Annotated in this window: 10 protein-coding genes; all 10 read left to right on the forward strand. The window is 44.4% G+C overall.

The features are described from left to right. The first annotated feature begins 67 nt into the window (after positions 1-67). Positions 68-487, forward strand: a complete 420-nt coding sequence (locus C4F40_RS11390; protein WP_196939526.1) for a hypothetical protein — start codon at positions 68-70, stop codon at positions 485-487. Between the two features lie 2 nt (positions 488-489). Further along, a complete protein-coding gene (locus tag C4F40_RS11395; protein ID WP_196939527.1) occupies positions 490-1014 on the forward strand; it encodes a CHAP domain-containing protein in 525 nt (174 codons plus the stop codon). A gap of 12 nt (positions 1015-1026) precedes the next feature. Continuing rightward, positions 1027-1659, forward strand: a complete 633-nt coding sequence (locus C4F40_RS11400) for a fibronectin type III domain-containing protein (RefSeq protein ID WP_196939528.1) — start codon at positions 1027-1029, stop codon at positions 1657-1659. Between the two features lie 162 nt (positions 1660-1821). Next, positions 1822-2250 carry a hypothetical protein gene (locus C4F40_RS11405; protein ID WP_196939529.1) on the forward strand — a complete coding sequence of 143 codons (429 nt, stop codon included), beginning with the start codon at positions 1822-1824 and terminating at the stop codon, positions 2248-2250. 346 nt (positions 2251-2596) lie between these two features. Further along, positions 2597-3256 (forward strand): DUF3826 domain-containing protein, encoded by a 660-nt coding sequence (locus tag C4F40_RS11410; protein WP_231390030.1) that lies wholly within the window; start codon positions 2597-2599, stop codon positions 3254-3256. Positions 3257-3440: 184 nt separating this feature from the next. Continuing rightward, the gene (locus C4F40_RS11415; protein ID WP_196939531.1) at positions 3441-5072 is read left to right on the forward strand and encodes a DUF4957 domain-containing protein; all 1632 of its coding nucleotides are present in this window, start codon (positions 3441-3443) and stop codon (positions 5070-5072) included. A 55-nt stretch (positions 5073-5127) separates the two neighbouring features. Continuing rightward, positions 5128-8337: a SusC/RagA family TonB-linked outer membrane protein gene (locus tag C4F40_RS11420; RefSeq protein ID WP_231390031.1), complete on the forward strand. Its 3210-nt coding sequence runs from the start codon at positions 5128-5130 to the stop codon at positions 8335-8337. Positions 8338-8348: 11 nt separating this feature from the next. Then, positions 8349-10214 carry a RagB/SusD family nutrient uptake outer membrane protein gene (locus tag C4F40_RS11425; protein ID WP_196939532.1) on the forward strand — a complete coding sequence of 622 codons (1866 nt, stop codon included), beginning with the start codon at positions 8349-8351 and terminating at the stop codon, positions 10212-10214. Positions 10215-10245: 31 nt separating this feature from the next. Further along, positions 10246-11205 (forward strand): hypothetical protein, encoded by a 960-nt coding sequence (locus C4F40_RS11430; protein ID WP_196939533.1) that lies wholly within the window; start codon positions 10246-10248, stop codon positions 11203-11205. 264 nt (positions 11206-11469) lie between these two features. Then, the gene (locus C4F40_RS11435) at positions 11470-14013 is read left to right on the forward strand and encodes a T9SS C-terminal target domain-containing protein (RefSeq protein ID WP_196939534.1); all 2544 of its coding nucleotides are present in this window, start codon (positions 11470-11472) and stop codon (positions 14011-14013) included. The last annotated feature ends 63 nt before the right edge of the window (positions 14014-14076 follow it).

The raw sequence follows: 14076 nt of genomic DNA on the forward strand, positions 1-14076 counted from the left end.
GCAGGTTGTCCTATCTCTCGATTTCGTACTACACCTCCCGTATCCTTGTATTATCAATTTACGAAATATGTTAAATTATCTACAAGAACAACGGCTCATTCGGTCAAGGATCGAAGGGGTCAGGGAACAGGAAACGAATCCCACAGTCCAAAGGCGATTACGTCTTAGCTTGCTGCCAAGGAGCATACAGCTGGTGTTGCTGTGGCTTGGTCTGATCGGTGGAACGGCATTCGGCTACGTTTTACTCGGTCTGGCTGTACAACGGGTGGATCCGACGGCAGGTTGGTTGGATATCGGAACACTGAGTCTACCGCTTTTTGCAGCATGGAGCTGCTTAATGGGATGGGGAATAGCAGGGTTGCTGCCTGCTCTCTTGTGCAAAATCGGCAGGAAAGGAGGTATTGGAAAATGGAGAAGATCTATGAACGGGTTACTCATGCTAGTCAGTTATATAGGCTATATCGCCGTACTCTGTGCGTTGCTGTAACTGTGATACTGCTGGGGACCGCTTTTGCACAACCATCGCTATCTGTCGACCGCCTGCGCCTACAAGCGACCTATCAGGCAGAATTGGGACACTTCGATAAGAAGAAGGTGTCCGCATATCTGGCTTACACCGGATTGGATTATGGTCACGAATGGTGCGCTGCTTTTGTAAGCTATTGCTTCGCCCAATTGGGACAGACGGAACCCCGCACCCCATGGAGTCCATCGCTTTTTCCGCAACGTAAACAGGTGTGGAATAACGGTGTGCGGGCTACCATGCCGACAGTCGTATTGCCGGGGATGGTGTGGGGTATACATATCGCCTCGAAAGGTCGCGTCGGTCACGTCGGTTTTGTGGACAGCTATGCGAAAGGTATGCTGACGACAGTCGAAGGCAATACGAGCGACCCCGACCGAAGGCAGCCTAATGGCGTATACCGCAAGCGCCGCAGCTGGCGCACGATAAAATCGCTTTCCGATTGGCTACAGGCCGATCCGGTCAGTAAACTAAATAAATCAAATTTTTAAAACTCAATTATCATGAGAACAAAAAAAGTAAGAACAAATTATGAAGGTGTGAAATTGGATGAGCTGCACACCTTGGCCGGTAAGGTCGTAGACTGCTTGAGAGATAGCGCAATCTTTGTCGATCTGCCGATAGAGCTGATCGAATTGGAAACTCTTAGCCAAGATTTTCAGGCCAAATGGCAGATCGCCAAGAACGGTGGAAGCAAATTAGACAATGCGTTGAAGGACGAAGCTAAAGATGCCTTGCTCTTGGCATTTAGCCGATTGGCAATCTATGTCAATCAGAAAGCAGAAGGGAATCTGGCGACCTTATTGAGCTCTGGATTTTATCTGGAGGTGGATCCGACGCCGTCGAAAACCCCTAAAGTACCGGTATTGGTACAGTTGCTCGATGGCCCACAGAAAGGGCAGCTGCTTCTGAAATTTCGTAAGGTGCCGGCTACATGGCTGTACGAATACCAATATGCAAGCGAAGAAGATGCAGATGGACAATTGCTGTGGAGCGAGTTATTGGCAACTACCAAGACCGCGAATAACATTCTTGCACCCGTACAGGCTGGCGTAACCTATTATGTACGCGTACGTGCGCGCAACGGTAAGGGGGTAAGCGACTGGTCGGCCGTGGTGAGCTTATTGGCTAGATAATTTTTAGGGATTAGAGACTAGGGGTTAGTAATTAGAGATCAGGGGTTAGAGACTGGATGTTTGTCATTAGTTTCTACCCTGGTGCTCTAGTTTATACAGAAATGTAGACCGCCATAGATCATAATTCCTTAACGCTTATTCATCAGCTAAGAAATTAAAAACATGAAATTAACATACATATATCTTATAGTACTGTGCGTCGGTTGCCGTAGCGTACGACAAAAGCAGGAGGTTCAACAAAAGGCAGCTTCGGCCAATATACAATGGCAGCTCATGGAGCAGCATCAACGGATCGGCTATGTCGATAGCCAGGATAGGCATTGGTCCTTTTGGACGGATAGTTTATTCTACTTCCACCCCGACAGTGGCCTCTCCGCATACGGCGGAACCATGAAGTACCGGGATGTGCACCGCCGCAATGGAAGCGAGGAAGTGCAGTATCTTACCAAGGATAGTGTGGCGGCTAGCAACGACCGCTCGAGCGTATATAGCTGGATAAAGAAGGATGCGAAAACAACGTTTGGATTCGGGATAACCTTGTTGATATTGGTGGCTGGACTAGTCTATTGGTTTTATCGGAAAGTAAAATAGTACGGTAGCAGTGTTCAAATGAATAATATGTAACAATCGGCGTGTTTTGTGAAAATAAAGGTATTGTTAACACCAAATTAATGCAATATTTTAAACAGAAAAAGCTTTCGAGCCTGTTATGGTGCTGGCGGCGAGGTATATGACGATGTGGATGTTTGTTCGTTCTGATAATATTGTATAATAAATGGATAACTAGAGATAATAATTTGGTGTAAAGAAACCGTTACTTTGAATTAATCAATTATAGATTGTGATCGTGAAGAGTCGATAGACAAATCAATTATGATACATTCGAATGAGAATTTTACAAAAAAATAGATTAGTTAAGGAGTTAATGATTAGAAAGATGAGAGGATTACAAGCGTTTTATTTTCTTTTTTGTGTTTTTGCTTTTAGTATGGTATCTGCTCAAGACAACCGTCAGGAATACCTAAAGGTAATAACAGAACGTGCAGACAAGATCGTGGCGACATTAGATGTTGCAGATAGCGCGAAGTACTATAAAGTACGTACACTCGTGGTTAACCAATACGATAGGGTTAATACGCATCACGAAGCTGAGCAGAAGGAGATACAGGCACTGAAAGAGAAATTTACGACGGATAAAGAAGTTCAAAAAGTAAAAATAACGAAGCTAGAAGAAGCCAAAGCGAAGAAGCTACAAAAATTGAATGCGAAGTATGTCGCCAGTTTATCCAAGCTGTTGACGAAGGAGCAAGTCGAGGCGGTGAAAAACGGGATGACCTATAGTGTGCTGCCGAAGACGTATGTGGCTTTTCAAGAGATGATTCCGAGTTTAACGGTTCTACAGAAAGAATACATATTAACCAATCTGACTGAAGCAAGGGAACTAGCGATGGCTGAACCGGGATCAAAAGAGAAGCATGCCGTGTTTGGAAAATACAAGGGAAGAATCAACAATTACCTATCTAAAGAGGGCTACGATTTGAACGAGGAAGGAAAGAAATGGCAGGAAAGGATAAAAAATAAGAAGAGTACGCTTTAAGCCAAGGAGTATTAACTTTATAATAAATAATCAATTTAATAATCTTACGCTTTTGGGGCTAACCGAAGGAGCGTAAGTAGAACATGTGTATAAACCTATTTATTACCACGTTGAAATAAGAGAAGGAAAAGGGTAGTAAGTAAAAATCTATAATAAGTAACTAATTAATTTAAATAACCTAATCATGATGAAATTTCAGAAGATTAATCCAGTGCGGCTATTTTATCGAACGTTGTTATTCGTTTTCGCTATTGTTGCCATTAACGCCTGTAACAAGGAAACAACGTATCCACCGGTGAGTTTGACACAGATGACAAGTGGCATTGCCATCGCGCACGCGGATACGTCGCTGACGCTAACATGGGATCATGGTATAGCAGCTTGGGAAGGGGATAGTCGTCAAGCAGTGGTGTCGTATGCGGTTCAAGTCTCTACGGATTCTACCTTTAGTGATGCAAGTCAGCATGCTTTCGATTTTGAAACTGATTCAACTTCTTTATTCCTTGGTGACGAGGAGATTACACCACTACAGAAGTATTTTGCTCGCGTAAGGACTGTCTCCAACACAGGTACAGGCTTTTCGGAGTGGAGAGGCACACCAGGTTTTCAACTGAAACCTATCGACCTGTTTACGCCAATTAAGGTTTGGAAATTATCGCATGAAGCGGTAGTGCTGAACTTTGGAAGACATGGCGAACTGACAAAAATGGTGGTGGAAAAAGAAGACGGAACCGATTCCCGAGAATTCAACGTGTCCAATGACGAATTGATTACCATGCAATTGGATGGGCTTACCTCGAACACAGGTTATGTCGCCCGGCTTTTCCGCCATGATGATCGCTCCTTGGGAGAACTGAAGTTCATTACCAAGCCAACGGTAGAGGAGGCGGGATATATTGACCTAAGAGGGAGCTCCGATCCGCAAATTCTGCAAAATACCTTGAATACAGTGCCTGACGGTAGTACCATTGCACTGAAGCGCGGAATGGCGTATACAATTACGGAAACATTCAAACTGAACCGGGGTGTAACTATAACGACTGAGCCAGGATTTGGCGAACAAGCACAAATTATCATGTCATCTTCCTTTGATGTGGATGCGCCAAGTCCGGTGGAACTTATCAAATTTGAGGATGTGAAAATTACTGGAAATATTGGAGGTTCCTATGTCTTTAACCTTTCTGCTGCTTCTTCGATAAACCGAATTGAATTTGAGGCTTGCATTATCTCCGATCAGCGAGGTGTATTGCGCATGAAAGATCCTGGCGTAAAAACTATAAGTAAATATGTCGTTAATAATAGTATTGTGCGGAACATTGGTGGATATAATGTGCTGATGGTGGATCATGCAGACGCAAGTGTGAGCGATATTTCTTTCACGAATTCGACCTTTATAAATATACCGGATGTCATTCGATATGCCAATGGAGTTGCTAGTACATTGAATTCCATGATTGTCACTAATGCGACCTTCTTCCAGGCTCCGAATGATAATAAATACTTTATCAATATGCAGCGAACAGGTAGTGTAATAGGTAGCTTGAGTATCAGTAATACCCTGTTCGGCTATACGGAAGGAGCTCGTTCCTTTAATCGATTTGTACCGGGTTCGGTTTCCGTTACGAATAGTTTTGCTGCGTCTGACGCGAAGTGGGGCACTTCGGCGACTCAGGCGTTGCCAGCAGGTATTGTACGTTCTTCGTTGTCATCCGAGCAGGTTTTTGCAGCACCGGACAAGACTAATTTCACAAATAGCAACCTGACAATTATCGAGGAAACTTTGTTTACGGTGGGTGATCCACGTTGGAGACCTTAATCAAGAGAGGAAAATGAAACCTATTTTTAGAATGTATAAACTTAAAATAAGAGATATGAAGAGTCGTGCTGATATGCCCCTGGCTTTTTTACGGGGAACGCGAAATGTGCTGTTGGCCTGTCTGCTCGCCGCTCCATTGGTAGAGGTGGGTGCCGTAGAAGGGCGAGCTCCAGAGCTGATAAGCATGGAGAAATTAGTCAATGTGACGGGTAAGGTTGTGGACCAAGACGGTCAACCTGTCGTTGGAGCCACCGTGCTCGTAAAAGGGACGAAGACAGGCGTAAAAACAGATCAGAATGGAGTTTTTCGCATTAATTTACCTGCAGGGAACTCTACTGTAGTCGTAAGCTATGTAGGCTATAAGGTCAAGGAAGTAAATATCGCCGGACAGCAAAATGTCACCGTGACGTTAGAGGAATCTGATAACGCAATGGATGAAGTTGTAGTCACCGGTTATGGTACACAACGACGCTCAGAAATTGTCGGTTCTGTTGCCACCATTAAAGGTGAAGAGTTGATGGATATCCCGGCTCCAAATATTGCGGCAGCATTACGTAACCGCATCGCTGGTCTTAGTGTGTCGGAAGCTTCGGGCCGACCAGGGGCGCGGGTTAGCTTAAATGTGCGGAATTCAACGACTAGTGCAGCTGGTCAGTCCATCGGATCCACAAGCGAACCGCTTTATATAATTGATGGTATCACGGTAAGTAACGATGTTTTCGACAACCTGGATGCCTCGATGGTGGAGAATATTACGGTGCTGAAAGATGCTTCGGCTGCGATTTATGGTGCTTCCGGTGCAAAAGGGGTTATCTTGGTGACTACCAAACGTGGTAAGGCTGGGAAGCCGAGTATTTCGTACAATGGCTATGCAGGGATTACGGATGCTGCTAGGAAACCTGATATGCTGTCAGCCTATGAGCTGGGTGTAATGTTGAATGAAGGGTACAGGATGAACAACGAGCCCGCGGAAAGGTATTTCAGCAATCAAGACTTGGATTACCTAAGAGGATTAAATGTCGACAGCTGGTACGACCAATTGTGGCAAGCCTCATTAACACAAAGGCACAACTTGAGCATATCGGGCGGTTCCGAAAGAATTACCTTCTTTGTGGGCGGTGGTTACCAAAATGAAAATGGTAACTATGCAGGTACCAAACAAGATAAGTACACCCTGCGTAGCGGCTTGCAAGCTACGATTATCGAAGGCTTAAAAGCAGATGTAAATTTTAATATTGATAACCGCATCCGAAATAGCAAAAATGGTTTAGGCAACGATACCGATCAGTCATTTTTTGAAACAGTACTATCTACACCAGATTGGATACCCATGGAGATTAATGGATTACCGGTCAACTTCGTACGTACAGGAACACGTAATCCGCTAGGTTTGATAAACTCGGGCTATTACGACGAGCGAAATTTACAGGGATACCGTGTGAATGCGAGTTTATCTTATGAGCCTAAATTTTTGAAAGGATTGACAGCCAAACTACAAGTGTCAACGGGCGGAGATGTCAATAACAATACGCAGTATTCACCGCCGTATACACTGTATAATTTTGCTCCGATGGGAAATAATAATCAGTTTTATTCTACCCAGCTAACGTCAAGTCCCGAACACGCAGCGGTAACGCCCCAAAGTTCAAGTCTAAATACATCGGTTTCTCGGCTGAATAGTTCGCAGGGCTTCCTGACCTTGTCCTACGCCAACACCTTCGGTAAACACAGTATAGACGCCGTCGTCGGTGGAGAGCAGACCATGGCTTATGGAGAGGCGTTAGCTTCAAGGTATATCAACCAACTTATCCCTGGATCTGATGAGTATTGGGGTTTTGATGTCAACACACAGCGTACGGTTAGAACGATCACAGAAACTACAAAGCGGTCCTTTTTTGGTCGGATTGGATATGATTTTGATAAAAAGTATTTGTTGCAAATTGTTTCCCGTTTGGATGCTTCTTCCAATTTTGCCACAGGCGAGCGATGGGGGCTGTCTCCAAGTGTAGGTTTGGGTTGGGTTGTGAGTCAGGAAGACTTCTTTAAGGATAACGTACCCTTTATTAATTTCTTGAAGCTAAAAGCAAATGTTGGTATCGCGGGAGATGATCGTGTAGAGGAGAGGTTATGGCAAGATCGATACCAGATAGATAACGATAATGGCTATCTTTTTGATGGTGACAAATATGGTGCCGGCCTTAACCCAACAGCTTATCCAAATCCTTCGATAACCTGGGAAAAGAAACGTACCGTCAACGTGGGCATAGAGACAGCCATGCTCAATAATAAGCTAAACGTTAGCGCAGAGTTTTTCCAGAATAGAATTTTTGACGGATTTGATCAGGGAACAAACAATGCCAACCCATTGTACTCAGGCATAATTGCGCCTCCTGTCAATTATAGAGAGGCGTACAATTGGGGCTCGGAATTTTCTATTGGTTACAATACCCGCATCGGTACTGATTTTAAAATTGGTGCAAGTATGAACTTTGGCTGGGGAAATTCTATTGTGACACAGATGATTTATCCGACAGCTAATTTTCTGGAAACCGACCTTTCGGACAGCAAATGGTTAGGGAATCAATTCGGTACAGATCCACGTACCTACAACAGCGGCAATGTGGGCTATAAGGTGTTGGGGATGTTCCGTACCCAAGATCAGGTAGATGCTTTTCTGGCTGACAATCCAAACTACCGTATCGGTGGAGAAATACCTCAGCCGGGATGGTTGATGTATGAGGATACCAATGGCGACGGTGTGGTCAACACATTGGATCAGACATACTTGTTTGATCGGACGAATTCGTTTTTTTCTACCGGTATTACACTTAACTTGGGATACAAGGCCTTGAGTTTGAGCACCAATATTTACGGTAGATTTGGTGGTAAGGTATTTATTGATGGAAATTCCAGAGCTAAACCTGAGGCCACTCGCAATGTTATGGCGTTTTGGAAAGATCGTTGGACACCGGATAATCCAATGGAAGGTACGTATCCACGTGCGGATGATCCACTTGTTAACGCAAATTCCGATTTTTGGGCATTAAATGCAACTACGATACGTATTAATAACATGACGCTTAAGTATGCTCTTCCAGCTACAATTTCTAAGCGAGTAGGTCTATCAAATACAAGTATACTATTGACAGGTAATAACCTATGGACCTTGGTAAATCCATTTACGTACAAAGATCCATATACGAATAACGCATATAATTATCCAACGGTTCGGACGATATCCGTGGGTTTAAGTGCTAATTTATAAATGAAATAGTGATGAAAGCGAATATAAAGGCAATATTAAAAAGAGGGTTCGGCATCTTGTTATTTTCAGGTATGCTCACGGCCTGTAACGATGATAAATTTTTCCTATTGGAGGACCGTAATGGGTTAGGCTCCGAAGTGGTTTGGGGTTCAGAAGGTTCAATAAACTTTCATTTGAATAAAACATATGAATTGATCATTCCGAAATGGCCGCATCAAGTTATTCCCAATCGCTGGGATATACATCTAGCGAGTGACGAAAACTATTTTGCGTCCGAGGAAGGACACGCGGCTAGGGCATTGGGAATCAACGGGGAAGCGCTGCACAATCACGATGTATTTTATGTCGGAAATTTATACACATTGAATTATGGTAGCAATCGTTACTTTGATATTGCACGTTGTAACAATGCGATTAAATTTATTCCGGAAAGTACGATTAGCGATGAGGCAAAACGTCGATTTTTAGGTCAATACCACGCAATGCGTGCTATGGTCTACCTGGAGTTAGTTAAAGTATATGGTGGAACAACTTTGGTTTTGGAACCTCAGGATCCACAAAATTTAGAAGCAAAAGGACGGGCTAGTGCACGCGAATGTTTTGATGTCATCGTGGACGACTTAACGAAGGCAGAAGACTATTTGGAGGGTGTGACGTATACAGGTGATGATTGGGGACGGATTACCCAAGAGGCTGCCGCTTCATTGAAAGCAAAAGCATTGTTATACTGGGCAAGTCCACAGTTTAACCCCGTTAATGATCCAAAGCATCCGTATGACGCATCAAGATGGGATGAAGCGCTAGAAGCAAATAAGGCTGCATATGATCTGTGTATTGCGAAAGGACGTAGTTTGATGCCTGAATATGGAAAAATCTGGCAAACAAAAGGTCGAGCTAATAGCGAGACCATTATTTCGAGGACTTATTCTTCTTCATTACCAAAGAGAGGACATAACGAGGAACGTAGTAACCGTCCAGTCTCAGAACGTGGATCGCCAAATCGGGCTTATAGAGCTACGTGGAAGTTACTGCAGGCCTATCCGATGAAGGATGGCAATCGTATCAATCAAGCGGGCAATTATGATTACGATGCGGTTATGTTCTGGCAAAATCGCGACCCGCGCTTTACGGCTACTTTTGCTTACAACGGGAGTTCTTACCCGCTAAGCGGTAAAGGTGAAAGTAGGATACAATGGACCTATGTCGGCGCTACAGTCGATGGAATAGCCGAGGACGCTAATTGGGGGGTGTATACCAAGAAGTTTACTACACCTAGCTTGCCTGCAGGAAATGTGGCTGTAACTAATGACGTGGGAGGGAGTGGTATGGATTGGATTGAGATGCGTCTGGCGGAGGTCATGTTAAACTATGCGGACTGTGCGAATGAGACTGGCGATATGGGAACGGCGAAAAACATGGTGCGCACCATTAGACAGCGTGCCGGTATAGAAGCCGGAGCCAATGACTATGGTTTAGGTTCAGTAGCTAGTATAGCAGAAATGCGTGATCTTATTTTAAATGAGCGTATGATAGAGTTTGCATTTGAAAATAAACGTAATTCCGATCTACGTCGGACGCGCAGATGGCACCTGCTGTCTGGCGAATCTTTAGAGACCATACGGATTGAATTGAAGGATGGTGTGAAAGCTGATGATTTGAATGGCGGTGATCGGGATGAAATTAATGTGGAGGATAAAGAAGATTACGAAAAGAATTTCAGAATGTCGATTCAACAACAGAAAACTGGATTTGGTGCCATGAATATTCCGGAGTACCATAATTTCTATACTTTTCATAATGACTATGTGTGGAGAGGGGTAGATATTTACCCGACTATTGGTTGGGCCGGCGGAACATTTGATCCTTTAGATAATTAATACGATGGTCAAAAAAATTAAATCAATAGAGATGATAACACGAAAATTATTGACATTGCTTATTGTACTCACGATTGTCACGTTGGGATCCTGTAGTAAGAAGTCGGAAAATATTTTTAACATGTTTGAGGATGTAAATATCACTTTTCACGACGATAGTCCGTATGCGGTTACCGATTATAAGCGGTACAATGATGGCGATAGTGTACATATCAGTTTTACCATTACTTCGGCCAACAAGGATATGATGAAATTGGTGGTAGATAGCACACTTGGTACAGGAGCAAAAGGACTGCGAACATTTGATCTGAAAGACAGTGAGAGAAGGTCCTACAGCGGTAGAATTCGCTACAAGATAAATAGAGATGGTAAAGCTACCTTCCGAATCTATGCACTGGATGAACTGAATGTATATATGGGAGATGGCTACAAGTCAGTAACAGTGGAAGGTGCACCAAGTTATACCATACTACCGGATAGAAAGGTATATAGTCCCGATTTAGATAAACCGGAACTACCTACTTTCTATTCTATTCGACAGGGAAAGGCATATACCTATGCCGAAGGATTAGCAAATTCTGCAGATATTGATTTTGGAATTCGTACCGAAATCGATTCTACTACAGGTAATTTCGGACGAACGATATACAATATTTATTCTATAAGTACAGAACCAAATCCTCATCCGGAGTTTGATATCTCCGGTTGGGAAAAGCGCCAAACCTTATTTAGTGATATGTTAGTAAGTGGTACTTCTGAAGCTTTTAATAATACGCTAATTTCGGCTAGTAGAATAGAGGAAGAGGCTAAAAAATATTCGATAGATAAAAGGCACACAAGCTTTCAGCAATATGATCAGGCCATAAAAGCTGATTGTATGTTCTATTTCTTAACACCTGAAGGTAAATACGGCGTGTTGTTTATTAAGCAGAATACGCAGGATGCAGCCGGTAACGAATATCTAAGTATTACGACAAAGATTCAAAATTAGCGCAATTGAGCTTTATCATCCTTTATATCACATCCTGCTAGCTCGAGCTAGCAGGATGTTTTTTATAGACCCTTCGGATGCTCAACATCCTACAACAATATGCTAATGGCAGACAATATTGGCATGCACATTCTCCCGACCTTCACCATAGTTATAGATCTAACGAGTCGCTAACGTATAGCAATCAACTTTCGGTATGAGCCTTGATTCAACGTCAAAAGCAACTCGTTTTTGAATTTTAATATTTTTTTTGAAGGTTAACAGATGAAGATAAAAGAGTTTTTTTACAGAGTTTTCGGGCTCTTAATGCTGACGGGTGCGATGAACGCCGTAAACGGACAAGAGCAACGACCAATGGTCAAGGTCGATTTCAACATGACCGGCCGCTCTCCGCAGGAGGTAGAATATGAGCATAATATGGGTAGCCATTTTCCATGGACAGTGCAAGGCGCCACAGAAGACCAAGCTACATTTCAAGGGCTAACCTTTATCGTCAAGAACGGTACACGTGGAACGCAGTTAACGCCTACTTATTACAAGGCGTCTGTGCAGAAAGGAAGTTTTGATGCACGGTTTACGAACGACGGGCTGTTGGTCGCCGGGGAAGATGGAGCTCAAGAGGCTTCGATAGATCTGATCATTAAAGGTCTTCCCAAAGGAACACATAGTTTGCAGACCTTCCATAATATGATCGACGACCTTACACAGGAAGATCCGTGCCCAATGGATATCTATGTAAACAACAAGCTTACTGTAGAAGGCCTCGTACCCACGGTACGCTTGGAGCACCTAAACGATATTGCTACGGCAAGGTTGGTGTTCTCGTTGAAAGAAAAGGAAGATATAGTCATTTCGTTCCGCGCAGTGAAAGCCGGCAAGCAGGTGGTCAAAGACGTGATCGTCAATGGTTTTTACCTAAATGCGGGTAATCCAGCGGACTTCGCGGCAGCGGCTTATCCCCGTAATGGCGATGAGCATCTCGATGTGCCGAGTGGGCAGGGCACAGTCTTAAAGTGGCGCGCGGCAAAGGATGTGGTGTCGCATGATATTTATTTCGGAACCGATTCCGCAGCGGTTGCATCGGCTGATCGGACGTCGCCTACATTTAAAAGTACACAGGCGAAAAGTGACACGAGTTACGCTGTGGCCGACCTACATTCCATGGATACGTACTACTGGCGCGTCGACCAAGTACTAGACAACGAGCGCAAGCAGAAAGGCCATGTATGGCGTTTTCGTACGGCACAACTGGCCTTCGAAGGTGCGGAAGGCTTTGGACGCTGGGCACGTGGGGGTCGCGGAGGTAAGGTGGTCTATGTTGACAACCTCAACGACAGTGGCCCCGGAAGCTTACGCGAAGCGGTAACCAACAACATTGGCCCGCGTACAATCATGTTCAATGTGGGCGGGGTTATCCAGTTAAAATCAAGGTTAGTGCTTAGCGATCGCTACGTAACCGTCGCGGGACAAACGGCGCCGGGTAAGGGGATCCTGATCCGTTCGGCGCCGTTCGGTATCGGGGCGAGCGATGCAGTGGTACGGTTTGTACGGTTGCGCTTAGGTGCAGGCCCTACTGCCGATGGGATGGGCATGAATGGCAACTACTCCATCATGGACCATTGCTCGATAAGCTGGACAATCGACGAGTCTTTTAGCTCCAGGGGAGCTAAAAATATAACGCTGCAACGTACACTCATATCCGAGGCGCTCAACGCAGCAGGGCACAAAAATTACCCCGCAGGTAAAGAGCATGGCTATGCGGCGACGATCAGCGGTAGCAAAGGAAGCTTTCACCATAATTTGCTTGCACACTGTTACGGGCGCAACTGGAGCCTAGGTGGTGGATTGGATGGTAATAACTACAAAACGGGCTTATTGGATATTCGCAATAATGTGGTGTACAACTGGGGAAATAGGGCCACCGATGGTGGGGCACATGAAGTAAACTTCGTGAACAATTATTACAAACCGGGTGCGGGGACAAAACGTTTGCCGGAAATCTATAATCAACAACACGAAAATATTGGGCTTGGCACGCAGCGCGTTTACTTTAGCGGCAACGTCGTTCCAGACGTGTTCGACGAGAACACACAAGTAAAGGGTAGAAAAGCCAGCTACAGCAATGGAGCCATTGAAGAATATGAAACATTTGTGGATGAACCCTTCTTTGATGCACCCGTTACCACGCAATCGGCTAAGCATGCGTACAAAATGGTATTGTCTGATGTAGGTGCGACGCAACCCTATTTTGATACACATGATCAGCGTATGATCAACGAGACATTGGCAGGTACATTCTCTGTGAAGGGCAGTGTAACAGGTAAGCCGGGATTTCCGGATGACGAAAAGGATGCGGGGGGCTATGAGGATTATCCGACTACCCTTCGGGATAAAAACTGGGATTCGGATCGCGATGGCTTGCCGGATTGGTGGGAAAAGCTGCATGGGCTTAATCCAAATTCTGCTGCAGGCGATTTCTCCGATGCCAATGCCGACGTGGACAGAGATGGATTTACGAATCTGGATAATTATATGCAATGGATGGCACAGCCTCACTACAGTGCGGTACAAGGAAGTAAGGTAGAAGTTGATCTAAAGGAACTTTCGCGTGGTTTTGAATTGAAACCCGTTTATACTGTTGGTGAATGTGTGAATGGATCTGCTACGCTCAACGATGGTGTAGTTACCTTTAGTCCGGCACAAGAAGGTTTGTGTTCTTTTGAATTTACGGTGTCAGACAGCGAAGGTCATGTTATGACGCGAAAAGTAAATGTGGCAAAGACTGAGTTTAATATCCCGAAGGGATGATATCGATGATAATATCGTAGAATAAATGGATAACCACAGCTACGATTAGCGTGCTAAAAGTAC

The organism is Sphingobacterium pedocola (genome assembly GCF_015209965.1).
Lineage (GTDB): Bacteria > Bacteroidota > Bacteroidia > Sphingobacteriales > Sphingobacteriaceae > Sphingobacterium > Sphingobacterium pedocola.